The 24,717-nt window shown below is 69.3% G+C and carries 25 protein-coding genes and 1 pseudogene; 12 read left to right on the top strand and 14 right to left on the bottom strand.

All coding sequences use genetic code 11. The features are described from left to right. Positions 1 to 16: 16 nt before the first annotated feature. The 3 genes from ABQJ56_RS16155 to trhA form a co-directional block, all read right to left on the bottom strand. Positions 17 to 2,017, bottom strand: a complete 2,001-nt coding sequence (locus ABQJ56_RS16155; RefSeq protein ID WP_367846050.1) for a serine hydrolase domain-containing protein — start codon at positions 2,015 to 2,017, stop codon at positions 17 to 19. A 45-nt stretch (positions 2,018 to 2,062) separates the two neighbouring features. After that, complete coding sequence (locus ABQJ56_RS16160; RefSeq protein WP_367846051.1) at positions 2,063 to 4,408, bottom strand: TonB-dependent receptor; 2,346 nt, start codon at positions 4,406 to 4,408, stop codon at positions 2,063 to 2,065. 278 nt (positions 4,409 to 4,686) lie between these two features. Then, positions 4,687 to 5,346: a PAQR family membrane homeostasis protein TrhA gene (trhA, locus tag ABQJ56_RS16165; RefSeq protein WP_367846052.1), complete on the bottom strand. Its 660-nt coding sequence runs from the start codon at positions 5,344 to 5,346 to the stop codon at positions 4,687 to 4,689. 542 nt (positions 5,347 to 5,888) lie between these two features. Between trhA and ABQJ56_RS16170 the strand changes: the two genes are divergently transcribed. The 4 genes from ABQJ56_RS16170 (at position 5,889) to cls (ending at position 10,146) form a co-directional block, all read left to right on the top strand. Then, entirely contained in the window at positions 5,889 to 6,545 is a 657-nt protein-coding gene (locus ABQJ56_RS16170) for an energy transducer TonB (protein WP_367846053.1), read from the top strand. A 237-nt stretch (positions 6,546 to 6,782) separates the two neighbouring features. Beyond that, entirely contained in the window at positions 6,783 to 7,361 is a 579-nt protein-coding gene (locus tag ABQJ56_RS16175; protein ID WP_367846054.1) for a cupin domain-containing protein, read from the top strand. Positions 7,362 to 7,382: 21 nt separating this feature from the next. Continuing rightward, positions 7,383 to 8,747 carry an FAD/NAD(P)-binding protein gene (locus tag ABQJ56_RS16180; RefSeq protein WP_367846055.1) on the top strand — a complete coding sequence of 455 codons (1,365 nt, stop codon included), beginning with the start codon at positions 7,383 to 7,385 and terminating at the stop codon, positions 8,745 to 8,747. 19 nt (positions 8,748 to 8,766) lie between these two features. After that, on the top strand, positions 8,767 to 10,146 hold the full coding sequence (cls, locus tag ABQJ56_RS16185) for a cardiolipin synthase (RefSeq protein ID WP_367846056.1): 1,380 nt from the start codon (positions 8,767 to 8,769) through the stop codon (positions 10,144 to 10,146). Positions 10,147 to 10,206: 60 nt separating this feature from the next. On the opposite strand, the gene ABQJ56_RS16190 is transcribed toward cls, so the two are convergent. Continuing rightward, a complete protein-coding gene (locus ABQJ56_RS16190; protein WP_367846057.1) occupies positions 10,207 to 10,605 on the bottom strand; it encodes a hypothetical protein in 399 nt (132 codons plus the stop codon). An 80-nt stretch (positions 10,606 to 10,685) separates the two neighbouring features. Here ABQJ56_RS16190 and pncA point away from each other — a divergent pair, with 80 nt between their 5' ends. Beyond that, a complete protein-coding gene (gene pncA / locus ABQJ56_RS16195; RefSeq protein WP_367846058.1) occupies positions 10,686 to 11,327 on the top strand; it encodes a bifunctional nicotinamidase/pyrazinamidase in 642 nt (213 codons plus the stop codon). 6 nt (positions 11,328 to 11,333) lie between these two features. Here the strand turns inward: pncA and ABQJ56_RS16200 are convergent, their stop codons facing one another. Beyond that, on the bottom strand, positions 11,334 to 11,522 hold the full coding sequence (locus ABQJ56_RS16200) for a CPXCG motif-containing cysteine-rich protein (protein WP_367846059.1): 189 nt from the start codon (positions 11,520 to 11,522) through the stop codon (positions 11,334 to 11,336). 103 nt (positions 11,523 to 11,625) lie between these two features. On the opposite strand from ABQJ56_RS16200, the gene ABQJ56_RS16205 reads away from it, so the two are divergent. Then, the gene (locus ABQJ56_RS16205) at positions 11,626 to 11,901 is read left to right on the top strand and encodes a hypothetical protein (RefSeq protein ID WP_367846060.1); all 276 of its coding nucleotides are present in this window, start codon (positions 11,626 to 11,628) and stop codon (positions 11,899 to 11,901) included. Here ABQJ56_RS16205 and ABQJ56_RS16210 read toward each other — a convergent pair. After that, positions 11,859 to 12,440, bottom strand: a complete 582-nt coding sequence (locus tag ABQJ56_RS16210; protein ID WP_367846061.1) for a PIN domain-containing protein — start codon at positions 12,438 to 12,440, stop codon at positions 11,859 to 11,861. The genes ABQJ56_RS16205 and ABQJ56_RS16210 overlap by 43 nt on opposite strands. Next, the gene (locus ABQJ56_RS16215) at positions 12,440 to 13,159 is read right to left on the bottom strand and encodes an HAD family hydrolase (RefSeq protein ID WP_367846062.1); all 720 of its coding nucleotides are present in this window, start codon (positions 13,157 to 13,159) and stop codon (positions 12,440 to 12,442) included. Before ABQJ56_RS16215 ends, ABQJ56_RS16210 begins: the two co-directional genes overlap by 1 nt. 130 nt (positions 13,160 to 13,289) lie before the next feature. On the opposite strand from ABQJ56_RS16215, the gene ABQJ56_RS16220 reads away from it, so the two are divergent. Further along, entirely contained in the window at positions 13,290 to 14,102 is an 813-nt protein-coding gene (locus ABQJ56_RS16220; protein ID WP_367846063.1) for a DUF4377 domain-containing protein, read from the top strand. A gap of 143 nt (positions 14,103 to 14,245) precedes the next feature. Here ABQJ56_RS16220 and ABQJ56_RS16225 read toward each other — a convergent pair whose 3' ends face one another. The 6 genes and pseudogenes from ABQJ56_RS16225 to ABQJ56_RS16250 form a co-directional block, all read right to left on the bottom strand. Further along, positions 14,246 to 14,620, bottom strand: a complete 375-nt coding sequence (locus ABQJ56_RS16225; protein WP_367846064.1) for a YciI family protein — start codon at positions 14,618 to 14,620, stop codon at positions 14,246 to 14,248. 74 nt (positions 14,621 to 14,694) lie between these two features. Then, positions 14,695 to 15,615 (bottom strand): M14 family metallopeptidase, encoded by a 921-nt coding sequence (locus tag ABQJ56_RS16230; RefSeq protein WP_367846065.1) that lies wholly within the window; start codon positions 15,613 to 15,615, stop codon positions 14,695 to 14,697. Positions 15,616 to 15,801: 186 nt separating this feature from the next. Next, a complete protein-coding gene (locus ABQJ56_RS16235; protein ID WP_367846066.1) occupies positions 15,802 to 16,851 on the bottom strand; it encodes a hypothetical protein in 1,050 nt (349 codons plus the stop codon). 285 nt (positions 16,852 to 17,136) lie between these two features. Continuing rightward, complete coding sequence (locus ABQJ56_RS16240) at positions 17,137 to 17,289, bottom strand: alpha/beta hydrolase (RefSeq protein WP_367846067.1); 153 nt, start codon at positions 17,287 to 17,289, stop codon at positions 17,137 to 17,139. 7 nt (positions 17,290 to 17,296) lie between these two features. Further along, a pseudogene (locus tag ABQJ56_RS16245) lies at positions 17,297 to 17,659 on the bottom strand (RBBP9/YdeN family alpha/beta hydrolase); the annotation flags it as partial. A gap of 44 nt (positions 17,660 to 17,703) precedes the next feature. Beyond that, entirely contained in the window at positions 17,704 to 18,315 is a 612-nt protein-coding gene (locus tag ABQJ56_RS16250; protein WP_367846068.1) for an OmpH/Skp family outer membrane protein, read from the bottom strand. Positions 18,316 to 18,602: 287 nt separating this feature from the next. On the opposite strand from ABQJ56_RS16250, the gene ABQJ56_RS16255 reads away from it, so the two are divergent. Next, positions 18,603 to 19,796: a serine hydrolase domain-containing protein gene (locus tag ABQJ56_RS16255; RefSeq protein WP_367846069.1), complete on the top strand. Its 1,194-nt coding sequence runs from the start codon at positions 18,603 to 18,605 to the stop codon at positions 19,794 to 19,796. Between the two features lie 135 nt (positions 19,797 to 19,931). Here the strand turns inward: ABQJ56_RS16255 and ABQJ56_RS16260 are convergent, their stop codons facing one another. Continuing rightward, positions 19,932 to 20,477, bottom strand: coding sequence for a transglycosylase SLT domain-containing protein (locus tag ABQJ56_RS16260; RefSeq protein ID WP_367846070.1), 546 nt, complete (start codon positions 20,475 to 20,477; stop codon positions 19,932 to 19,934). Positions 20,478 to 20,560: 83 nt separating this feature from the next. On the opposite strand from ABQJ56_RS16260, the gene ABQJ56_RS16265 reads away from it, so the two are divergent. From ABQJ56_RS16265 to ABQJ56_RS16280, 4 genes are all read left to right on the top strand, one after another. After that, complete coding sequence (locus ABQJ56_RS16265) at positions 20,561 to 21,343, top strand: hypothetical protein (RefSeq protein WP_367846071.1); 783 nt, start codon at positions 20,561 to 20,563, stop codon at positions 21,341 to 21,343. A gap of 44 nt (positions 21,344 to 21,387) precedes the next feature. Beyond that, entirely contained in the window at positions 21,388 to 22,680 is a 1,293-nt protein-coding gene (locus ABQJ56_RS16270) for a glycoside hydrolase family 2 (RefSeq protein WP_367846072.1), read from the top strand. Between the two features lie 595 nt (positions 22,681 to 23,275). After that, on the top strand, positions 23,276 to 23,491 hold the full coding sequence (locus ABQJ56_RS16275; protein ID WP_367846073.1) for a hypothetical protein: 216 nt from the start codon (positions 23,276 to 23,278) through the stop codon (positions 23,489 to 23,491). 3 nt (positions 23,492 to 23,494) lie between these two features. After that, positions 23,495 to 24,292 carry an IS110 family RNA-guided transposase gene (locus ABQJ56_RS16280; RefSeq protein WP_367846074.1) on the top strand — a complete coding sequence of 266 codons (798 nt, stop codon included), beginning with the start codon at positions 23,495 to 23,497 and terminating at the stop codon, positions 24,290 to 24,292. Positions 24,293 to 24,717: the final 425 nt, after the last annotated feature.

Raw genomic sequence — 24,717 nt, forward strand, 5'->3', positions numbered from 1 at the left:
CGCCGCGCGGATGGAATCAGTAGCGGACGCTGAAGCTGACCATGCCGAATGCGACGATCAGCCACGCCAGGTAGATGGCCGCCAGCGCCAGCAGGGTTTCGCCGGCCAGCACCCAGCGTCCGCGGCGCGGGGCCATCCAGCTGCGCACGGCATGCACCACCACCGCCACGGCGCCGAGCAGGCCCAGCACGCCGAGCACGTACTGCACGTACAGCCACGGCGTCAGCGCGCCGTGCAGCAGGATCTCCTGGTCGGCCGAGGCGGCGACCAGCAGCGCCAGCCAGCCGACGAGATCGACGAACAGCGCCAGCACGCCCAGCCGCGACAGCAGGCGCGAACGACGCTGCGCGGCATCGAGGCCGAGCGGGCGGCGATAGTGGCGGCGCACCAGCCAGCCGCACAGCCAGCTCAGCAGGGTGGCCAGCAGGAACAGCAGCGACAGCGTGCCCCACAGTTCGATGCTGCCGAGCGCGTGCAGCCCCGTCACCGCCTGGAAGATCATGACCGGCGGCAGGGAGTCGGTGGCCCAGTAGCGGATGTCGCCATTCGCGGCCGCGACGAATTCCAGGTGGTAGGGGCCGTCCACCTGCCGGTACTTCAGCGGGCCCACCTCGCGCCAATGCATCGGGGCGCCGGAGGGATGCATGAACGCCGCGGTCAGGATCGTGCCGTCGGGCAGGGCCGACACCTTGGTCTGGGTCAGCGCGTACAGCATGCGCAGGGCGCTGTCGTTGCGGCGGCTGGCCAGGTACCAGCCCGCCACCCGCGCGGCATCGGCCTTGGCGGTGGCCGCGGTGGGCAGCTGCGGCGCCGCGACCGGGAAGTAGCGGTCGAGGAAGGCGTCGAAGATCGCGGCGCGGATCACCTCGGCGCCGCCCTCGTTGCCGGCGCTGTTGAACGACATGAACACGCCGACGTCCGCATCCAGCATCAGGTGCAGGTCGGTGTGGAAGTAGTCCGTGTCGCCGGCGTGGCCGATGATGGTCTGGCCGTTGCGGTTCTCCTGGTAGAAGCCCAGGGCATAGCCGTTCAGTCCCGGCGCGTCGGTGCGCTGCGGGGTATGCATCAAGGCCACCGTGGCCGGCGTCAGGATCTGGTTGCCGTCATAACTGCCGCCCTGCAGCTGGGCGATCATGAAATGGGTCATGTCCAGCGCCGTGGTGCTCATCGCACCGGCCGGCGCCGGGTCGACGATCTCGAAGGGCTGCACCTTGCCGTCGGACGCGGTCTTGTAGCTGGCCGCCATCATCGGCGACATCGCGGCCGGCAGCGGCTGGCGGAACGTGGAGTGCTGCATGTCCAGCGGCTTGAAGATGTGCTGCTCGATGTAGTCGTCGAAGTCCTGCCCGGACACCCGCTGCACGATGTAGCCGGCCAGGCCGCAACCGTAATTGGAGTAGGCCACCAGCTCGCCCGGCGCGTAGATCCGCGCCGGCAGGTGGGTCTTCAGGTAATGCTCGAGGTTGACCGGCTTGCCGTCGGTGGTGATGAGGTCGCGCGCGGTATCTTCGAACCCCGGGGTATGCGTCATCAGGTTGCGCAGCGTGATCGGTTTGCCCTGGAACGGCGGAATCCTGAAGTCCAGGTAATCGTTGATGTCGCGGTCCAGGTCCAGCTTGCCCGCCTGCACCAGCTGCATCACCGCGGTCCAGGCGAACAGCTTGGAGGTGGAGCCGATGCGGAACAGCGTCGTGGCCGGAGACGGCACCGTGCCCTTCTTCAGGTCGTCGTGGCCGTAGCCCCTGGCGAAGATCAGCTTGCCGTCCTTGACCACCGCGACCACGCCGCCGGCCACGTCGCCGCGCTGCAGCGCGAACGGCACCAGGCCGTCGAGGAAGCTCGACAGGTCCTCCGCGGTGAGTGCATGCGCCTGGCCGCCTGCATTCGCGCTTGAACCGGCGACGGTCGTCGCAGGCGCGGGCGCCGATGCGGCCGCTGCCGGATTCGCCGACGGCGGCACCTGCGCCATCGCCAGGCCGGTGGCGCAGGTCGCGATCAATGATGCGAGGAATTTCACGCAGCGATTCATGAAGCGGTTCTCCGGTGGGCCAGCATGCGATGGTCAGAAGTCCAGGCCGATGGTCACGCCCACGGTGCGCGGCGGCACGTAGGACGCGGCGAACGGGCTGCCCTGCGGATCGGTGGTTTCCGACGAGAGCGAGGTGATGCCGCGCGCGTTGGTGAGGTTCTTGACGTAGGCCCTGATCGTCCAGTTGCCGACATAGGTTCCCGCGTGCAGGTCGACGCCGTGGTAGGCGGGCACCGAAATCCGCGGGCCGGGCACGGAGAGGAAATCCGTCATGCGGGCCCCCACGTAGCTGTAGCTGCCGCCGACGAAGCCCGACCAGCCGCCGCCCAGCGGGAAGTCGTAATCCACCCCCACGTTGGCGTTCCATTTCGGCACCCACGGCAGGCGATCACCCTTGTAGCCGTACAAGCCGGGCGGCGTATCCGCCGTCAGTTCCGCGTCGGTCCAGCTGGCGTTGGCCGACAGCACCAGGCCGCGTGCGGGCTCGTACTGCCAGTTGGCCTCCACGCCCTGGCTCCTGGCCTTGCCGCCGTTGCTGAGGAACACGAAATTGTCGGCGGTGGTCGTGAGCTGGATCTGGCTCCAGTCGATGTAGAACACGTCGGCGTCGAAGACCATGCTCCGGTCCAGCAGGGTGGACTTGAAGCCGAGCTCGTAGCTGGTCAGCTTGTCCGGCGCGAAGCTCACCGGGGCACCCAGGCCGGGCGGCACGCCCACGTTGGCGCCGCCGGGACGGAAACCCGAAGCCACGCGCGCATAGGCCATCAGGTTGTCGTTGAACTTGAAGCTGGGATTGAACAGGTAGGTGGTGGGCGTGTCTTTGCTGCGTATCGTGAAATCGCTGTCCCCCGCCAGCAGGCCGCTGCCCACTTGCGTGTACGAGGTGCTGTCGTGGGTGTAGCGGGCTCCGACCAGCACGCTCAGCTGGGAGGTGGCGTGCCAGGTCGCGTCGGCGTAGCCGGCCCATTCCTTGAAGAGGCCGGGACCGATGGACAGGTCGGCCAGGTTGGGCAGGTCGATCGGCGCCCCGGTGGTCGCGTCGAAGACGTTGATGGTCTGGTGATTCGTGGTGTTCTCGCGCGTGTAGAACAGGCCCACGCGCCACTCGATCGCCTGCTTGGCCGACGACTGCAGCCGCAGCTCCTGGGTGAATTTCCCGAGGGAAACCGGCTGGCTGACCGAATACCCGCCATTGTCCAGGCCGAAGACGGGGTTGAGCAGCGGGCCATACGCGGTGGTGACGTCCCCCACCTGGGTGACTTTCTGCGTGCCGTAGCTGCTCGACGACACCAGCGTGGCCCAGCCGAGGTCGGCGTTGACCGAGAGGTCGTAGAGGCGGTAGCGGATCTTGAGCAGGCCGGTGCCCGCCGCGCGACTCTGCTTCTGGTAGCCGTAGATGGGTTCGAGCGTGGCCGGGTCCACTTCCACGCCGGCATTGGCCAGGCCGTCGCTGCCGAGGTTCTGCGCCAGCGCCGACAGGCGCACCGACACCTTGCTGGTGGGCGTCCACAGCAATTGCGCACGTCCGCCGCGGGCCTTGTCCGCGTTGACCTCCGGCTTGCCGGTGGCCACGTTGTCGATGTAACCGGGATCGTCGCGGTCGTAGGCATTGACCCGCAGCGCCAGCTGGTCCTGGACCAGCGGGACATTGAACATGGCGCGTTCGGTGAGGCCGCTGCCGCCGCCGTCCACGCTGGTGTAGCCGACCGAGACGCGACCGTAGGCGTTCGTGGCGTCCGGCGGCGCGGTGACGAATTTCACCAGTCCGCCCAGCGAATTCGAGCCGTAGAGCGTGCCCTGCGGGCCGCGCAGCACCTCGATGCGCTCGATGTCGGACGGATCGATGTCCGGCGTCAGCAGGCTGCCCTCGGCATACACCGTGCTGGAGCCGTAGGGCGCATCGTCGATGTAGGTGCTGACGCTGGAGTTGGACTGGGTGCTTCCCGACGTGATGCCGCGCAATACCAGCTGGGTCTGCCCCACCGAAGTGGAGATCACGTTGAGCCCGGGTATCCGGGTGGCGTAGTCGGCGAAACTGTTGGCGCCCTCGCGCCGCAGGTCGTCGCCGGAAACCGCCGACACCGCCATCGGCACGCTCTGCAGCAGCTCGCTGCGCTTGTTCGCGGTGACCACCACGGTGCCCAGGTCGATCGGCGCCGTGCTGCCGGACGCGCGCCGCCCATCCTGGCCGCGCTTCGTCGCGGCATCCGTCACGGGCGCATTGCTCTGCGCTGATTCGCCTCCCGCGGCGGTACCTGTCGCGGAATCGCCGCTGCCGGAAGCCGATGGCTGCGCCGTTGCACCGAAGGAAGCAAGCAAGGCGATGGCGATGGCCAGGCCGAGGCCATGGCGCCCGCACTGCAGCTGATGAGATTGCATGACGTTCTCCCCCGAGAAACCACATGGACGGCCCACGGCCACGTTGATATATCATTAACATTTACGTGTCAATGATATTTTTATATCAAACTCCGGACGTGGCTGTCCCCCGGCGTCGGCCGCGCCGGCGCCGACTCCCGATGCCTTTCATTGGCGACCGGCGCTACGAAGGGGAAAGGGGGCGCCCCGCGGGCCTGGAACGGGCCGCCGCGGCAAGCACGCAAGCGCTGGATCGGCGGGATCGACGGACATCCGTGGCGCGCGACGTCTGCGGCGCGTCACGCCTCGGGCAACACGTACAGCAGCACCGCGAAGTAATGCAGCACGCTGCCGGCAAGCACGAAGGCGTGCCACAGCGTGTGCTGGTATGGCAGCTTGCGCCACAGGTAGAACGGCACGCCCAGCGTATAGGCCACGCCGCCGCCGATCAGCAGCGCCATGCCGCCCGTCTGCAGGTGCGCGGCGAGCGGCTTGAACGCCAGCATGCCGATCCAGCCCATGCCCACGTACAGCAGCACGGCGAGCCTGCGCCAGCGGCGGAACCAGCCGAACTCCAGCGCGCTGCCTGCCAGCGCCAAGGCCCACACCGTGGCGAACAGGCTCCAGCCCCAGGCGCCCGGCAGCGCAATCAGGGTGAACGGCGTGTAGGTGCCGGCGATCAGCAGGTAGATCGCGATATGGTCCAGCGTGCGCAGCAGCGGCCTGGCCGCAGGCACGTGCACCGCGTGGTACAGCGTGGAAGCGGTGTACAGCAGGACCAGGGTGACGCCGTACACCGCGCTCGCCGTCACCGCGCGCGCATCGCCGCGCCGGGCCGCGAACGCCACCAGGATGGCGAGGCCGCCGATACTCAGCACGATGCCCGCGCCGTGCAGCAGGCTGCTGGCGAATTCGTCGCCGCGGCGGTAGCGCGGGAGGGCAGCAGTGGCGGTGGGCATGGCAACTCCGGCAGGTTGGAAAACGCCCATCCCGCACCATAGCGGGAGCACGTGCGCTTGCCTACCGCGGCATGGATGCGCAGCCGATCACCCCCCGGCCGTGGCGGCGTGAATCCGGCCTTCACCAGGCCTGCACGCCGCCACCATGCCGACGCGACCAAGCTGCGCGGGCGGATGCCTCCCCATCCCCCTGTCATCCGCGTTCCGCCCCGCCTCCCGCGGGGCTTTTTTTGCGACCACCATCCATGGCGGTCGCCCTTCGGGCCATCGCTGACGCGATGTCAAAAATCGCTCCGGGCGATTTTTTGCGACCCAACCCTGGCGGTCGCCCTTCGGGCCATCGCTGACGCGATGTCATGTCGCTACCGGCGATTTCTTGTCTCCACGGCCACGCCCGGATACGCGGCTTGCGGACGTCCAGCCGTCCACTTGCGCGGGCATGGGCGCAGGCATACGCTGCAGCCGCGTCCGCGGCGGTCCCCACTGCATTGCGTGCAGCGTCGCTGGCGCCACAACCCGAAAGAGCCGTCAGGAGGTCGCCCATGTCGTCCGCTAGCCTGGCTGTTGCCGCTCGTCCCCACCCCGATGCCGCGCGCGTCGCCGCGCTCAGTGCGGCCATCGCCCTCAACCTCGCGGCGTTGCTGATCCTCACCCGCCCGCTGGCGCCGCAGGCACTGGCGCTGGTGCACAGGCTGACCACGGTGCCGCAGGTGGTGTTGATCGAACCGCCGCCACCCGTGCCGCAACCACCGCCCATCGAACTGAAGCCGCTGCCGCATCCGCCGCCCATGCCGGTGCGCGTGCAGCCGCATCCCGACGTCACGCCACCGGTGGCGACGCCCAGCACCGAGGGCACGCAACCGATGCCGGTGGTGACGCCACGCAGCGCGACGCCGGGCGACACCGGCACCGCGGCACCGGTCGAGGCCACCCTGGCCTACCGTTCGGCGCCGCTGCAGTTCCCGCTGCAGGCCCTGCGCCAGCACCTGCAGGGCACCGTGCTGCTGCGCGTGCTGGTGGACGAGACCGGCAAGCCGGTGCAGGTGGAGGTCGAGCAAGGCAGCGGCCACCTCCTGCTCGACCGCAGCGCGCGCGAACAGGTGCTGGCGCACTGGCGCTTCCAGCCCGCGATGGTGAATGGCCACGCGGTGCGCGCGTGGGCGCGGGTGCCGGTGAACTTCGTGCTGCGGAACCTGTAGCGGAAGATCCGCGGTGAAGCGGAAGGCCCGGCGACACGGATGTCGACCGGGCCCTTCCACGGCAATCGTGCGCGGCATCGCCGGTACGCACCTTGCACGCATGTTGCGGAAGTCATGCCATGGCCCGCGCGCGAACAGTTCCCGGCACGGGCCACGCGGAGATATTGAACAGGCTCTTACGGCCGTTTAACGACGCGCATGCTCCACTTGGCCGCCGTTCCAGACGCCGAGCTCCGCATGGGCAAGTACGTGCACAGCTTGAACACCTTGCGCGACATCGCGCTCGAATACGGTCGCGTCGAGCACCCCGACCTGGCTTCGATGGCGCGCGAACTCGGCCGCGCGGTGCACCAGGATGCGCCCGCGCTGTCCGCCCGCCTGGCCACGATGCATCGCCGTCGGCGCGACAGCAGCCGCTGGCTGCTGGCCGAGCGCAGGCAGCCGGCGTTGTGCGTGCTGGTGCGTGCGTGGCCACCCGGCCAGCGCATGCCGCTGCTCGACCACGCCGACCGCTGGGGCCTGGAGCTGCCCCTGCACGGCGCACTGGAATGGCAGTCGTACCGGCGCGATCCGCACAACGGCGAACTGAATGCACAGGGGCGCAACTGGCTGGGCCCGGGTGACGCGAACTGGTTCGAGCGCGACGCGGGCCGCGCGCATCGTTGCCGCAACCTGTCGCGGCACGACACCGCGTACACGCTGCACGTCTACGGCGGCGAGCTGCCGGACCAAGGCGTCGGGGAACCATGCGAGGATGTGTCCGCATGGATCGCGCGTGCGCAACGCGGCGCGCTCGCCGGCCAGCTGACACCCTGACCCACCGTTTCGGAGCAACGCATGCATCGACGTGTCGCCATCATCGGCGGCGGCGCCGCGGCCGCCGCGCTGCTCGGCGAGTTGCTGGAACGCCAGCCGCCGCAAGCGCTGCACCTGGACTGGTACACCGGCGGCGGCACGCCGGCGCGCGGCGTGGCCTACGGCACCCGTTCCGATCGCCACCTGCTCAACGTGCGCGCGGCCTCGATGGGCATGTTCGCCGGCAAGCCGCAGGGCTTCCTCGACTTCCTGCAGCGCGAGGATCCCGCCATCGCCGGCACCGACTTCCTGCCGCGCCGGCGCTACGGCGACTACCTCGAGGCCGAGGTGGCACGCGCGCTGGCGCTGGGCAAGGCGCAAGGCCACGACGTGCAGATCGTGCCGTTCGCCGCCGACGCGGTGGTGCCCGAGGTCGACGGCGTCACCGTGTTCCGCAACGAGGAGGGCCGCCGGGTGGATGCCGCGGTGCTGGCGCTCGGCGCCCTGCCGCCGCAACCCCTGGCCGGCGTCAGCGCGGCAGCGCTGGGCAGCGGCCGCTACGTGGTCGATCCCTGGCCGCTGCTGGCCGCGCCGCCCGCCGCGGCGCCCGACCATGTGGCGGTGATCGGCCTGGGCCTCACCGCCGTCGATGTGCTGCTGGAACTGGCCGCGCGCTGGCCCGGCACCCGCTTCACGGCGATCTCGCGCCATGGCCGGCTGCCCGAGCCGCACCTGCGTGCCGCCGCCTTGCCCAGTGGCGACAGCGCGGAACTGATCGAGGCGATGCAGGATGCCCCCGAAGTGCGCCGCTGGCTGCACCTGCTGCGCGAGGCGATCGCGCAGGAAGAGGACTGGCGCAGCGTGATCGACAGCCTGCGCCCGCACACGCCGGCGCTGTGGGCCACACTGTCCATCGAGCAGCGCGCGCGCTTCCAGCGCCATGCACGCTGGGCCTGGGAACGCGCGCGCCACCGCATGCCGCCGCCGGTGCACGAGAGCCTCGCCGCGCTGGAGCGCGCAGGCCGCCTGCATCGCCTGCGCGGCCATCTGCAGGATGCCGATGTCGACGCCGACAGCCTGCGCCTCACGCTGCGCCCGTACGGCGGCGGCACGCCGCAGGTGCTGCAGGCGGGACTGGTGGTGCAGTCGGCCGGCATGGATTTCGACGTGACGCGCACGCCGCATCCGCTGATGCGCCAGCTGGTGGTCAACCGGCACGTGCTGCCCGATCCGCTGGGCCTGGGCTGCCAGGCCACGCCGCAGGGACGGCTGCTGCACGAGGGCGGCACCTGGCCGCGGCTGTTCGCCATCGGCAGCCTGTTGCGCGGTACGCTGTGGGAGTCCACCGCGATGCCGGAAATCCGCCAGCAGGCGCGCGCCGTGGCCGACCAGTTGCTGGCGGGATAGAGTCGCGCGTCCAGTCCACATGAGCCTCAGCCTGATCGGCGCCGTCGTACTGCTGCTGCACGTGCTCGGCGTCCTCGCCGCCGCACACGCGCTGATGCACACGCGCACGCCGCAGGGCACGATCGGCTGGGTGCTTGGCCTGCTGCTGCTGCCGGAACTCACCCTGGTGCCCTACCTGTTCCTGGGCGCCAGCCGCTTCCGCGGCTACCTCAACATCCATCGCCGCGCCGCGCCGCACGGACGGCCCCTCCCCGCGGCGGACGACGGCGAAGGACGCTACGCGGCGCTGGTGGCGATGCAGGGCCGGCCATTCCGCACCGGCCACCGGCTGCGCCTGCTGATCGACGGCGATGCCACCTTCGCGGCGATCTTCGCCGCGATCGCCGAGGCGCGGCACACCCTGCTGGTGCAGTTCTTCATCTTCCACGACGACGGCCTGGGCCGGCGCATGCAGCAGGCGCTGCTGGAACGCGCGGCGGCCGGCGTGCGCGTGTGCGTGCTGTATGACGGCGTGGGCAGCCACGACCTGCCGCGCCACTACGTGGAGACGCTGCGCGCGGGCGGCGTGGCGATCCACCCCTTCGCCACCCACCGCTGGCGCAACCGCTTCCAGCTCAACTTCCGCAACCACCGCAAGATCGTGGTGGTGGACGGCGCACGCGCCTTCATCGGCGGCCTCAACGTGGGCGACGAATACCTGGGCCTGAAACCGCCGCTGGCGCCGTGGCGTGACACCCACCTGGAAATCCGCGGCCCCGCGGTGGCCGACCTGCAGCAGCTGTTCGCCGACGACTGGCAATGGATCACCGGCGCGCCGCCGCCGCTGCACCCGGCGCCCGCCGCCGACGGTGACGCCCGCGTGCTGGCCATCGCCAGCAGCCCGGCCGACGCGCAGGAAACCGGCTCGCTGTTCTTCGTGGCCGCGATCAACGCGGCGCACCGGCGCATCTGGCTCACCACGCCCTATTTCGTGCCCGACAGCGCGGTACGCGCCGCGCTGCGCCTCGCCGTGCTGCGCGGCGTCGACGTGCGCGTGCTGATCCCCGCGCGGCCGGACCATCGCACCGTGTTCCTCGCCTCCACCCTGCACGCCCACCACGCGCTGCGCGCCGGCGTGCGCCTGTTCCGCTACCAGCCCGGCTTCGTGCACCAGAAGGTGCTGCTGGTCGACGATGACTGCGCCGCCGTGGGCAGCATCAACCTCGACAGCCGTTCGTTCCGGCTCAACTTCGAGGCCAGCGCGCTGGTGCTGGACCGCGGTTTCGCCGCCGAGGTGGAAGCGATGCTGCACGCCGACTTCGACCGCGCCCGCGAAGTGGACGAGCACGAATACCTCGATGCGCCCTACCTGCGCCGGGTGGCGATGCACGTGGCGCGGTTGTTCGATCCGCTGCTGTAGGAGCGGCTTCAGCCGCGACCGTTCAAGGAATCGCGGCTGAAGCCGCTCCTACGGCCGGTCCTATGGCCGCTCCGACGGCCGGTCCGGCGGTTGCCGGCGCCAATGCCTGCCGCACAACACCCAGGCCACGAACACGCCGAGCGCGGCGCCGAGCAGCTCGCACAGCACGCGTGTACCGATGCCGTCGGGGTCGTGCACTTCGGCCAGCTTGGCCCGCAGCAGCTGCAGCGACTGCAGCCGCGCATAGTTGAAATAGAACAGGTTCCACGCGTCGACGCGCGCGGTGAGCACCAGCGCGAGGAGATACGCCCAGCCGATCTGCCGCGCATCGCTCCAACCGTTGCGGCGCCCCAGCCCATGGAACAGCAGGTACAGCACGAAGCCGACCGCGAGGCTGATCGCGCCGGCCTCCACGCCGCCGATCCAGCCATAGCCCATCCACGCTTGGTCGTAGTTCATCGCATCCTGTTCCCGCCTGCCTCTGCCTGCATTATGCCTGCGCGCTAGACTCCTGCCTTCCCATTGCATGCAGGCGCGCCATGTCTTCCATCGTCAGTGAACGCACGGCCCTGATCGTGGTCGACATGCAGCCGGATTTCATGCCCGGCGGCGCGCTGGCCTGCCACGAGGGCGAGGCGATCGTGCCCGGCATCGACCGCCTGTTGCGCGCGCGCCGCTTCCGCCACGTGGTGGCCACCCAGGACTGGCATCCGGCGGGCCACGTTTCCTTCGCCAGCACGCATCCCGGCACGCAGCCGTTCCAGCAGATCGCGCTGCACGGCCAGCCGCAGACGCTGTGGCCGGACCACTGCGTGCAGGGCACGCCGGGCGCGGCGCTGCATGCCGGCATCGACTGGTCGGCGGCCGACCTGGTGCTGCGCAAGGGCAGCGACCCGCAGGTGGATTCCTACAGCGCCTTCCGCGAGAACCATGGCCCGCACGGCACGCGCCCCGCCACCGGCCTCGCCGGCTGGCTGCGCGAGCGCGGCGTGGAGGAAGTGCTGGTATGCGGCCTGGCGCGCGACGTCTGCGTGCTGTGGACCGCGCAGGATGCCGTGGCCGCGGGCTTCCGGGCCGGACTGCTGTGGGAGCTGAGCCGCCCGGTGACGCCCGCCGGCGACGAGCCCACCCGCGCCGCGCTGGCGGCGCAGGGCATCGCGCTGGTCGATCTCGGCGACTGAGTTTCGTCAGGTGTCGTCCTCGCGCGCCGCCTGCACCCGCGGCACGCCGTCCGCATCGAACGCCACCGCCAGCGCGATGGGCCGGCAGCACACGACGCAGTCCTCGATGTAGCACTGGTCCGCCACCGAATCGTCCAGCAGCAACTCGATGATCTCGCCGCAGTACGGACAATCGATGCGATACGGCACGGGCATGGCACCCTCCGGCAACCGCGATGCACCGAACCTGGCACAACCGGTGTGGACGCAACGCGTACACTGTCCGTCCCGCTCCCCCGCCACTGCCCGGACCACGACGATGGCCGAACGCGAATTTCAGGATTACACCGTGCGCTCCGGCGCCAGCCTCGAGGGCTCGCGCTACGCCGCGTGGCTGGCCGTGGTGCCGCACGGCCACGGCTTCCCGGTGTACTACGCGATCTGCGAGAACCGCAGCTTCCGCCAGCAGGACGTGGCCGAACGCGCGGCCGACGACGCGCTGGCCGCGGTGCTGGCGCTGGAGGAGGACGGCACGCCGGTGTTTCCCGACAACTACACCGGCTTCGCCGACGCGGCGCCGGCCGATCCGGCCTGAGCCTGCGCCCACGCCTGCGGCGTGACGATGTCGAAGCCGTGCTCGCGTCGCGTGCGCCGTGCGAGCCTGAGCAGCTCGCGGTCGCGGCTGAGCAGCCACTGCGCGCCGCAGGCGCGGGCCAGTTCGAGGAACTTCTGGTCGTCAGGATCGCGGCAGCGCGGCAGGCGCGGCGCACTCGCCGTGCCTGCTTCTTCGTCGCTGCTGCGCAGGGAGGAGCCCGGCGACTCATGCATCGACGCATCGAAGTCACTGGACCCCGGCTTGCGCTGGGGTGACGGGAGCGGCCCATGCCGGTCGACGGGCGGCAGATGCAGCAGCGCATCATAGGTGGCCGCAGCCTCCGCTTGCCGTGCCGCATCCAGCGCCAGTTGCGGATAATCCAGCACCGCCAGCCATTCGGCACGACAGGCTTCGTCGGTCACCGCCTGCACCGCGCCCGTGCGCAAGGCCTCGCGCAGGGCCGCGCACTGCGCGTCGCCGAACACGAACAGGTCGAGGCAGACGTTGGTGTCCAGCACCAGGCGTAGTGGTGTCGCCATCAGGCCGCCGCCAGTGCGTCCAGCTGCGCCAGCGCGGCGGGGATCTCCGCCGCGTCCGCCACCGTGCACATGCGCGGTGCGTCGCTGGCGCCCAGGCCGTTCTCCAGCTCGTGCGCCCAGGTCACGTGGTAAGGCATGTGCACGCCCCAGCCGCCGAGGCGCAACACCGGCTCGATGTCCGAGCGCAGCGAGTTGCCCACCATCGCGAACTCGTGCGCCGCGATGCCGAACTCGTCGAGCAGGCGGCGATAGGTGGCGCCGTCCTTCTCCGAGACGATCTCGATGCGGCGGAACAGCGCGGCCAGTCCCGATTCGGCCACCTTCTTCTCCTGGTGGAACAGGTCGCCCTTGGTGATCAGCACCACGGCATGCCGCTCGGCCACCGCCGCCACCGCCTCGCGGATGCCGGGCAGCAATTCCACCGGATGCTGCAGCACGCGCTTGCCGATCGCCACCAGGCGATGGATGTCCTGCGCGCTGATGCGCCTCCCGCTGAGCGCGATCGCGGTCTCCACCATCGACAGCGTCATGCCCTTGGCGCCGTAGCCGAACAGCGCGAGGTTGCTGCGTTCGGTGGCGAGCATGCGCTCGTGCACCGCGCTGTCGGCGAGGTCGGCGTAGGCACCCACGATGGCGGCGAACCCGGCGCTGGCCTCGCGGTAATAGTCCTCGCTGCGCCACAACGTGTCGTCGCCGTCGAAACCGACCATCTTCAGCATGGACACCTCGCAAGCTTCGCATCGCGGACAGGGGCGGCATTGTCCGCCAACGGGCGCATGGCCGCGACATCGCCGTAACGCAGCGCATGGCATATGCTCGTGATGCCGCACCCCTCATGGAGAACACGCCATGCGCGTCCACCTGTTGCTGCTGCCGCTGGCCCTCGCCGCCTGCGCCACCCTGGCGACCGCCAACGGCGCCCCGGCGACGCCTCCGCGCAGCGCGGGATCGAAGGCCACCACGCCGGACGCCGCCCTGCTCGGCGGCTACCACTGGCAGCTGGCGAAGGCCACCAATCGCTACGGCCAGCGCATAGCCGCGATGTTCGTCCGCTCGGAAAAGCCGCTGCAGCTGGACTTCGACCATGGCCGCGTCAGCGTGCGCAACAGCTGCAACGGCATGGGCGGCAACTACCGCATCGTGAACGGGCAGCTCGTGGTCGGCCCGATGATGCACACCATGATGGCCTGCGCCAATTTCATGCTGAACCGGCTGGACAGCCTGATCAGCGTACGCCTGGGCATCCGGCCCACGATCACCGTCACGCGCAGCGGCGGCACCCTGCTGCTGCAATTGCACACCAAGGCCGGCGATACCCTGGTCTTCACCGGCATACCCACGCCCGAGACCCGCTACGGCGGCCCCGGCGTCACCGAGTTCCTGGAAGTGTCGCCGCAGACCGTGCCGTGCAACCATCCGCTGATGCCGAGCTCGCAGTGCCTCGACGTGCGCGAGGTCCATTTCGACGCGAACGGCCTCAAGACCGGCACGCCCGGCGACTGGCACGTGCTGGCGCAGGGGATCGAGGATTACACGCACCAGCCCGGCGTGCGCAACGTGCTGCGGGTGAAACGCTACACGGTGAAGAACCCGCCGGCCGATGCGCCGGCGGTCGCCTACGTGCTGGACATGGTGGTCGAGTCGGCCACCGCCGGGCACTGAGAGCCTGTTCCATATCTCCGCGTGGCCCGCGTTGCCTTGCCGTGACCGTCAGGTGGGAGTGCGTGGCGCCGGCCTGGCTGGCTGTCAGGCCAAGCCGCGCGCTGCCGCATGGCGGCCACGGCAAGGCAACCCGGCCACGGCGATCAGGCGCCCACGCGCCGGCGCACCGCGTCGAAGTCGCGCAGCGGCCGCACCTCGATGCATCCGGTCTGCGCCCACGGCAGCTCGGCGGCCATGCGCACGGCCTCTTCCATGCTGTCCGCCTCGACCAGGTTGAAGCCGGCGAGGTACTCCTTGGTTTCCGCGAACGGGCCGTCCAGCACCACGGTCTTGCCCAGCCGGGTGCGCACCGACTTCGCGGTGGCCGGCGCCTCCAGCTGCTGGGCGTCGAGCAGCCGTCCTTCGGCGCGCAGCTCGTCCGCGTGCGTGATGCAGGCATGCATGCGCGTGTCGAATTCACCCGGCGGCAGGGCGTCCAGCAAGGCGTCGTCGCTGTAGACCATCAGCAGGAATTTCATGGCGGGCTCGCGTCGCTGTGGCGGGGAAGCGTGATGCTCGCACAGATCCCGCGCCGGTGGCTGAGGGCGCTGCGTCAGGGATGCGCCAGCGCGTAGTCGATCGCGGCGCACACCGCCGCCGCCTGTGCGTCGTTGCATTGCGCGGGCGTGGCGCGCGGGCTGTCGGGATAGACCTCGGTGGTGGTGCGGTAGTGCGCGTCGGTGATGCCGGCGCACAGGCCGAGCCTGCGGCAGTCGTATTCGATCACACCATGCGCCACCACCGGCGAGCCGATGATGGTGCCGTCGGGATCGGCCGGCGCGATGTGGGTGACCCTGGCCACGGCCGCGATCACCGCCTGCTGGAAGTCAGGCTCCGGCCGCGCGCTGTCCGCGCACAGGTAGAAGCCGTCCGGGATGGTGCCCGGCTCGAACGGCTTGCCGTCGCGCGCCGCCAGCGCGGGGCGGAACTCGCTCTCGTCGCTGTCGGTGGTCTCGTGCAGGTCGATGTGCATGCGCACCTGCCCGCGCAGCGGCGCCAGCAGGCCCCACAGCGCCGCCGATTCCTGCGCCGGGCTGTGTTCGCGGAAGTTGCGGTTGGGATCGAGCGCGTCCGGATTCCAGCGATGGATGCGCTCGTAGCCCCACGGACTCACGCAGGGCACGCAGAGCAGGTTGATGCGGCCGGCGTAGCGCGACGCGTCGCGTTCGAGGAACTGCAGCGCGCCGTGCACGCCACTGGTCTCGTAGCCGTGCACGCCGCCGGTCACCAGCATGGTGGGCAGCGTATCGTTCCAGTCGCGGCTGCGCACCGCGTAGAGCGGGTAGCTCTCCGGCGCATAGTCCAGCCGGCCGTACTCGGCGATGTCGAAATGCGCGCGCAATGCGTCGACGCGGCCCAGCACCTCGTCCGCGTAGCTGCGCTTGCGGCTCTGCCGTGCGCGCCATGCGACCACCTCGACCGGGCCCCAGGGCGTGCCGGGAGTGCCGATGGGGTAGAAGCTGCTGCTGGTCATGAGCGGAGACTCCACGGGGGACGGCCCGTCACTCTAGCACTGCCCCCTCGCCCATTCCGCGCGGGCCGGCCCGTCGTTGCGTCGAACGCCGCCCGGCTGCTCTCACGCCGGGCAGGCGGCGCGAGCATGGCGAGGAAGGGACGCAGCGGGGAGCAGCCACACTCCCCGTTGCGGGCAGGCCGGCAATCAGTGGTCGAAGCCGTAGTCGTTGCGCACGACCGCGATGCCATTGGTGGCGGCGTTGTTCAAGGTGATGCTGCTCTTCAGCTTGAAGTCGCCGTCGCCATCCACGCCGAAAATGGACACGTGCGACACCGGGCCGTTGGCATCGACCACCGCCGCGAGGCCGTCGCCATAAGCGATATCCGTCGGGGCACCGTCGAGGCTCGCCACGACGGCCGCGTCCTGGATGATCTTCTGGCCGTAGACCGCATAGCGGGAGACGGAATGGCTGGGCGAATTGGCCGTGAACAGGAACGGCCCGTCGAGGGCGGCCCAGCACGGCGCCATCTGCGTGCCGGAAGCCGTGACCGTCAGCACGGCATGGTTGCGCACCAGGCTGATCTCGTTGGCGTGCGCGATGGTCACGTAGGCATCGTCGCCGCGGGTGGCCAGGCCAAACGGCGCGTTGACGTTGGCCGGGATGTTCGCCACCACGCGGGGCGAACCCGAAATGGCGCCCCGGTAATCCAGGTCGACCGTCTCGATCGCATTGCTTTTTTCGGAGATGACCAGCTGTCCGTCCAGCACGCCCACCTGGGCCGCGGAGCCGTCGGCCACGGCGAGCCTGGCCTTGCCATCGGGGATGGCGCCTATGCCGTAGGGGCCGATCGGATGCGACTCGATGTAGGTCGTGGTCAGGATGTAGAGATGATGCCGGCCGAAGGCGACGCTCACCGGATTGTTCAGGGCGGGAACGATCTTCTCCAGCTGCAGCGGAACGCGGCCGCCGCCCTTCCTGAAGACCGAAACGTTGCCGGATCCGAAATTGACGACGGCCAGAAGGCCGCGGTCCTGGGCGATGCCGCCCGCATTGCCCGTCACGCCGCCGGAGCCGCCGGTGCGGGACTGCTCGACCAGGGCGCCCTGCGTGTTGTAGACGAGCAGCTCATTGTCGAACGTGTTCGTAGAGGTGACGATGAAGTCTCCATCGTTCCAGTGGAAGCCGGCCTGTGCATGGGCGGCGGCGGTTGCCAGCAGCGCGAGCAGCGCCGCTCCGTAGACTGTCTTTTTCATGGTTCTTCCTCGGATGAGCATGGATGAAGGCGGCGACAGGGGTTGCCGCGACAGGTGCTGCCAGCGGCCGTGCGCATCGGCCTGTGCTTACTTCGAGGAAAGGGCCCTTCGGGTTACGTCGGCCGCAGCCATGACGAGGCGGCCGGGTTCGATCCACCGGCGCCACGCGCAAGCCATGCCGGGGTTTCCGGAACGGCGCCCGCCCGTATGGCGCGCGATACGGCCGCCCGCGCCGTATCTGGCGACCGGGCCAGGCGAGCTGCCGCGTGCCGCAGCGGCACGCCGTCACGCCGCGGCGATCAAGCCTTGCAGCAGGGCCAGGCCCTGCGGCCACTCGCCCAGTCCGCTGGCGGCGTTGACGTGGCCGGCGTCGCCGATGTCGACCCGTTCGCTGCCCCAGGCGGCGGGCGCAGGCCTGCGACCAGGCGATCCCGGCATAGGGGTCGTTGCGGCTCGTCACCACGATGCTGCGGAACGGCAACGGCTGTCGCGTGACGGCGAAGCCCTCGGCTTCCGCGGGGAAGGCCGGCCCCGCAGGATCCGGCACGGCCACCAGCAAGGCGGCCTTGATGCGCAGCTTCGTGCCGGTCGCCCAGTGCGCTGCCAGCAGGCTGCCCAGGCTGTGCGCCACCAGCACGGTGTCGGTACCGGACGCGGCCACGGCCCGTTCGAGCGTGCCCGCCCATTCGGCGCACACCGGGCGCTCCCAATCGCGCTGGATCACCCTGCGGAAGGCGGGGTTTCGCGCTTCCCACAGGGTTTGCCAATGCTGCGGTCCGGAGCCGCCGATGCCGGGCAGCACGAGCACGGACGTGCCCGCCGGGGTCGCGCTGCCCGCCAGCGTCGGCGTGCTTACTTGCCGGTGTTCGCCGGCAGCGGTTCCAGGGTGAAGCTGAGGCTGGTGATCTTGCCGTCCAGGCCGCGCACCACGTCGCCGGTGAGGTCGTTGGCGGTGTTGCCGCCGAGCACCGCATCGCGGTTCAGCAGCAGGCCACAGTGGTGGCTGTTGTAGGAACTGTTGACGATGGGCTGGGCCTGTTCGCCGATCTGCTGCATGACCTTGCCGCGCGTCAGCTGGATGCGCTGGTCGAGCTGGTTCACCTGCTCCTGGAACCCCTGCATGCGCTGTTGCAGGGCCTTGCCCTGCTGCTGGCGCTGGGCCTCGGTGAGCGATGCCTCCTTCTGCTGGAAGGCCTGGACCTCGGCATCCAGCGGCTTGCGCTGGCTCTCCAGCTGCAACTGCTGCTGCTGCGCCAGCTGCTTCAGGCGATCGCTCGCCGACTGCCCCACCTTCGACTGCGCGAACACCGCCTCGCGCGAGAGCATGCACACGCCTGGCACCGGGTTGCCGCCCAGCGTGCTGGCGGCAGGCGCGGTGGCGGCATGCGCCGGCGCCACGGGGGCGATGGAAAGGCCGGCAGCGGCGGACAAGGCAGCGACAAGCAGGGGACGATGGATGTTCATGTGAAGTTATCCGGTGGCTGGGCTGGGAGGTTCCGCGAGCCACGGCGGCCCACGGCGGAACGCCAGCATACCCGCAGCCAGCTGTCTGCTGGATGGCTGTCGGGGTGGAGGGGTCTGCCCCGGGCGGCACGAGGCCCGCTTCGTCGCCCGCTCCAGCGCGCCCGCCCCGCTTCCGGGGATGGCGGTGCCTCCTGATGCCTTCCGCCCGTGGCTCCGCCCCCGGGTTCCTATCGCCGCCCCGGTATGCCTTAATCCCCTTCCTTCCCTGTCGACGAGCGGAGCGGACCATGGCCCTGCGCTGGATCGCCTGCCTGTTGCTGCTGCTGAGCGCCGATGCCTGGGCCGGCGGCCCCGTCGCCACCGTGCGCGTCGCCTTCGACCGCCACGGCATCACCGCCGTCCGCGTGCACGGCTATGCCGACCTGGCCACCGGCCGCAAGGTCACCGCGGACGACCCGGTGCGCATCGCCTCGATCTCCAAGCTGGTCACCACGCTGGGCGCGATGCGGCTGGTCGAGGCGGGCAAGCTCGACCTGGACGCCGACGCGTCCACCCTGCTCGGCTGGCGCCTGCGCAACCCGGCCTTCCCGCAGGTGCCGATCACCCTGCGCATGCTGCTGTCGCACCGCTCCAGCCTCACCGATGCCGCCGGCTACTGGCAGACGCCACTGGGCGGCGCGCTGCGCGACATCGTGGCGGACCCGCGCGCCTGGGACGCGAAGCACGCACCGGGCAGCTACTTCCACTACACCAACCTCAACTTCCCGCTGGTGGCGCAGATCATGGAGCGCGCCACCGGCGAACGCTTCGACAAGCTGATGGCACGGCTGGTGCTGCGCCCGCTGGGCATAGCCGCCTGCTTCAACTGGGCGCTGTGCAGCGACGCCACCGCCGCCCGCGCGGTGGTGCTGTACGACGCCGACGGCAAGCCGGTGAAGGACGACAACCACGGCCGCAAGCCTGCCTGCCCGGTGACGCCGGCCAGCGATGGCAGCTGCGACCTGTCGCGCTGGCGCCCCGGCGAAAACGGCGCGCTGTTCTCGCCGCAGGGCGGCCTGCGCATCTCCGCCAAGGACCTGGCGCGCATCGGCGAGCTGCTGCTCGGCAACGGCAGCATCGACGGCAAACGCCTGCTCAAGCCCAGCTCCATCCAGGCGATGATCACCCCCGAGTGGCAATACCGCCCCGGCAACGGCCTGACCTGGGAGCAAGACACTGGCGACGCCGATGCCGGTTTCTTCTGCCGCTACGGTCTCGCCGTGCAGACATTGGCCACGCCGGTACAAGGCTGCCGCGACGACCCGTTCGGCGACGGCGTGGCGCGCGTGGGCCATTCCGGTTCCGCCTACGGGCTGCAGGCGGGGTTGTGGGTGGACCGCAAGCGCGGCACGGGCGTGGTGTGGTTCGCCACCGGGATGCCGGACCAGCGGCTGGGCGGGAAGTCGGCGTTCAGCGCGGTGGAGGAAGCGCTGGCGCACTAGGCACTAGGGAGAGTCAGGTGCGGGTGCCTGGCAAGCGAGCCCGACCGGTTCTTGCACAGTCGAGCTCACAGCGGCGGAAAGTGCATTCCCCCCCTGATTTCCGGGCAAGTGCCATTCTGACCTGCCCTGTTTCCGCTACCTGCAGCGCTGCAGCTGCGCACCGTACTCGCGGGCGAGATGGTCGACGCCATCGGCGGTCTGCAACAGGTGGCGGTCGTGCCGCCACTGACCGCTGCGGTAGCCGCCGATGCCTTCGTGGTAGGCCAGGTACAGGTGCTTCGGATCCCACTTGGAGATGCCCAGCTCGCGATGGATGCGGTCGGTGTACCAGCCCAGGAAATCGAGCGAGTCGTCCATGCTCTTGCGGCTCTTGAACCAGTGGCCGTTCTCCTTCAGGTACTCCCGCCACACCGGGTCCTGCGCCTGCGCGTAGCCATAGGCGCTGGACCGGCGCGGCAGCGGGATGAACAGGAACCGCGGCCGATCCGGACGAACCTTCTCGCGGAAGCCGGATTCCCGCCGCACGAACGCCATCAGCACATTGGCCGGGGTACCCCAGCGCTTCTGCGCCGCACGGGCATCGCGGTACCAGCCCGGGTACTGCTCGAAGACCTGGCAGATGTTCTGGCTGTTGCGCGGCGGCGCGGTGGCGCAGCCGCCCAGGGCCAGCAGGCCTGCCACAAGAAAAGCCAGGCCGAGATGTCGTACTGTCCGGTGGACCAGAATTGCCCCTGACATCCTTTATCTTCCGAGAGGATCAAGCCATGCGTATCGCCAGCATAGGGCATGCCGTGTTTGCGGCGACCCTGGTCGCCCTCGGCATCCTGGGCCTGATCGAGGGCGGATTCACCGTGATATGGCAGCCGGTGTTCGATCACGTGCCGGCCGCAAGGCCCCTGGCCTGTCTCTGCGCCGTGGTTTCGCTGGCGTGCGGCCTCGGCCTGTTCTGGCCGCGCTCGACTCCGCTGGCCGCACGCGTGCTGTTTTTCTACGCGCTGCTGTGGCTGCTGGTGTTCAAGCTGCCGCTGATCGCGCAGGCGCCTCTCACGGAGGGCTCGTACCAGTATTGCGGCGAGATGGCGGTGATCGTGGCGGGCGCATGGGTACTGCATGCATGGTTCGCCACCGACGCAGACCGGCGCCGGCTCGGTTTCGCCGTCGGCGACCGGGGCCTGCGCATGGCACGCGTGCTCTACGGCCTGGCGTTGATCGCCTTCGGCTTCTCGCACTACTTCTATCTCAACCTCACCGCCCCGCTGATTCCCCATTGGCTGCACGCACCGGTGTTCTGGGCTTACTTCACCGGCGCCGCCTACCTTGCCGCCGGCGTGGCGATCCTCTCCAACGTGCTCGCCCGGCTGGCCACCGCCCTCTCGGCCCTGATGATGGGCCTGTTCCTGCTGCTGATCTGGCTGCCCATGGTCGCCGCCGGCCATATCAGCGCCTTCAACTGGGGCGAGACGTATGCGACCTGGGTGCTGACGGCGGCGGCCTGGGTAGTGGCGGACTCGTATCGCGGGATGCGCTGGCGCGGACTGGACAAGTGAACCTGCCACCGTTGCGCAAGACATCCGGATCGACACCTCCGGCCATGCAGCCGATCGACTCGACACAACGCAAGCTGTTCATCGGCATCTTCGCGGCGACGCTGCTGGCCCTGGCCGTCGTGATCGCCGACCTGGCGAGCGGCGGCCGTCCCGATCCGCAGCCGCTGCGCGCCGCCGCCACCCTGCTCGATGGCACCTGGCGATTCCACGTCGGCGACGATCCGCGCTGGGCGAACGCCGATGCGGACGACAGCGGCTGGGAGACTGTCAGCATGACCGCCCCGCCGGGCAGCCACGACGGCGACGTGGGCCTGCCCGACTACGTGGGCGGCTGGATGGCGCACGGCCATCCCGGCTACCACGGCTACGCCTGGTACCGGCGCGCGGTGACGGTGCCGGGCGGGCACGCGTCCTGGGACATCCTGGGGCCCACCCTTGTCGAGGACGGCTACGAGCTGTACTGGAATGGGCGCTTGCTGGGCGGCTCCGGCCGGCTCGGCACTCACCCGCGCCTCGTCGGCACGCGTCCGCTGCAGTTCGCCCTTCCCGCCGATGCGGCGGGTACCCGCGGCATGCTCGCCGTGCGCACCTACATGGATCCAGGTTCGGCGGGCAGCGCCGACGGCGGCGGCATGCACGCCGTGCCCATCCTGGCGCCGCGGCCGACCAGCGACGCGCTGCACCGCGTGCAATGGCAGCGCACCATCGCCGGCTACATCGTCGAGGTGGTCGAGCCGCTCGCCATGCTGGCGCTCGTCGGCCTGGCGCTGGTGTGCCGGTCGCGCAGCGGCCGCAAGGGCTTCCTGGCCTTCGCCAGCGTCGGGCTCGCGCTCATGGCCGCCCGGCGCCTCAACAACGCCATCACCGCATGGACCGACCTGCAAAGCCTGGCCACCTATACGTGGCTGGCGTCGGTGATGTGGGTACCGACGGTAGCCGCCTGGACAATGGCATGGAACCGCTGGTGTCCGCGCCCGTGGCGAAGCATCGATGTGGCGGCACTGGCGCTGGCGATCGCCGCGTCTGTCGGCGCCACGATCCATTCGGCGGCCTGGACCGGCGCCAGCCGGATGGGATCGATCGCGCTGTTCGTGGTGATCGGTGTGCGCATGCTGCGCGGCGGCCCATTACGGACGTTGGCGCTGGTCACGCTGGCCGCGGTCGTGGCCGCCCTGTTCGGCGGCGAGCTGCTCGATCCGATCGGCGTGCCGGGCATCTGGTTTCCGTTCGGCATCGGCGTATCGCGGACGCAGTACGTTTACGCGGTCGCCATTCCGCTGCTGGGGCTTCTGATCGTGCGGACCTTGCTTCCGCAGCGAGCGTGGCGATGGGAGTGAAATTCTCCCTAGCGTTTTTTTCTTTGGGCGAACTTTACCCGGCCTTGCGTGAGGCGGCACTACGGGAGCGGGTCATCAACGCACCGGCACCTTGTGGGAAGGCCGATACAAGGCATGCCTGGTCGATCGCGACAGCTATCTTCTGCATTGCTACCGCTGCATCGAAATCAACCTCGTGCGGACCCGCATGACGGTGGCGCCGGAAAACTACCGATGGTAGAGCTACGCGGCCAATACCCATGGCAACCCTGATCCGCTGGTTCATCCGCATCCGAACTACATCGCGCTAGGAGTCACCGATGTGGCACGACAAGAAAACTATCGGGTACGGGTCAGCCGGGCTCTTTCCGATGACGATCTGCAGGCCATTCGACTCCATTTGCAACGCCAGCATGCCTCGGGCTCGAACCACTTCAGGGTAGCCATCGAAGCTCAGCTGGGGCGCCGTGCCGGTCCAGGCGTTATCGGGCGCCCACGCAAAACACGAAACCTTCAAGAAAGTGCACTCTGAAAACTCATGTCGCCGCCTCCCGCGCGTGGCGGTACGTTCGAGACCACCACAGTTTCGGACATCGCCCAGCGACAGGAGGCAGCCATGTCACTTTACGCAGCTATCGATTTGCATTCCAGCAACAGCGTGTTGGCGGTCATGGATGGCGACGGCAAGCCGGTGCTGCGGTGTCGACGGCCCAACGACTTGCCGCGCCTGCTCAGTGATCTGGCGCCGTACCGGGACGAGCTGGTCGGCGTGGCGGTGGAGTCGACCTACAACTGGTACTGGTTGGTCGATGGTCTGATGGATCATGGCTAGGCCGTGCATCTGGTCAACACCACGGCGATCCCGCAGTACGACGGGCTCAAGCACGGCGATGACGACAGCGATGCGCTACACCTGGCCCAGCTGATGCGACTGGGCCTGTTGCCGGAGGGCTACATCTATCCCCGCGAACAACGTGCCACGCGCGACCTGCTGCGCCGTCGCTTCAGCCTGGTGCGGCAGGCGGTTCGGTTGATGTTGTCGATCCAGTCCAGCTTCAGTCGCAGCACCGGGAAACAGCTCTCGGCCAACCAGCTGCGGCAGTTGGCGCCGTCGCAGCTCGTCGACCTGTTTCCCGGGCTTTCCACCCGCTACGGCGTATTGATCCAGTTCAAGCTGTGGCTGACGTTGCAGGAGCAGATCACTGCGTTGGAGCGCTGGATCGGCAAGGATCTGGCACGGCCGGATCTGCTGGTGCGCCTGCAGAGCGTGCCCGGCATTGGTCCGATCCTGGGCATGACGATCCTGCTGGAGAGCGGTGCGATCGAACGCTTTGCCTCGGTCGGCGATTACGCCTCGTACTGCCGCATGGTCGAGAGCGTGCGGCTGTCCAACGGCAAGCGGAAGGGTCACGGCAATCGCAAGTGCGGCAACCGCTACCTGTGCTGGGCGTTCATGGAAGCGGCCAACTATGCCGTGCGCTATGACCCACTGATCCGACGCTGGTACGAGCGCAAACGCGCACGCAAGCATCGCGTGGTGGCGATCAAGGCCGTTGCGCATAAGCTGGCACGGGCCTGCTACCACATGCTGCACGAAGGCACGACGTTCGATCTCACACGCGCCTTCGGCTGATCACGCTGACGGTCGCAGGCCGGAACCTGGGGTTGGACACGAGCCAGCACTCTGAAAGGTCGCGACCGTCGGCACCCGTGTTGTACGCAAGACCGCACGCGGACCGAGCCATCAAGGGGTGGACCTTGAGCCCGAGACTCTGTGCGACGCACGACGCGCACCTGGACGACATCCGCGATGACCGATGAGTGTTTGGCAAGCAATAAGGGCTGCGAAGGCAGCCCTAACCAGAACGGTGACTGGCGCGATCTTGGCGCCGCAAGAAACACAGCGGCGGGTGGTCAGCGGCAAGACGGGCACTTAGGATGCTCTGATCTATTCCCCGACTGAGGCATCATAGCGATGAGCCCCCGGAAGCACATCCTCGATGAAGCAGCGTTCGTTCGCCTCGTTAAGTTTTGACGCCAAGAAGAAGCCCACCCGCC

The sequence above is a fragment of the Rhodanobacter geophilus genome (assembly GCF_040812275.1).
GTDB lineage: Bacteria > Pseudomonadota > Gammaproteobacteria > Xanthomonadales > Rhodanobacteraceae > Rhodanobacter_A > Rhodanobacter_A geophilus.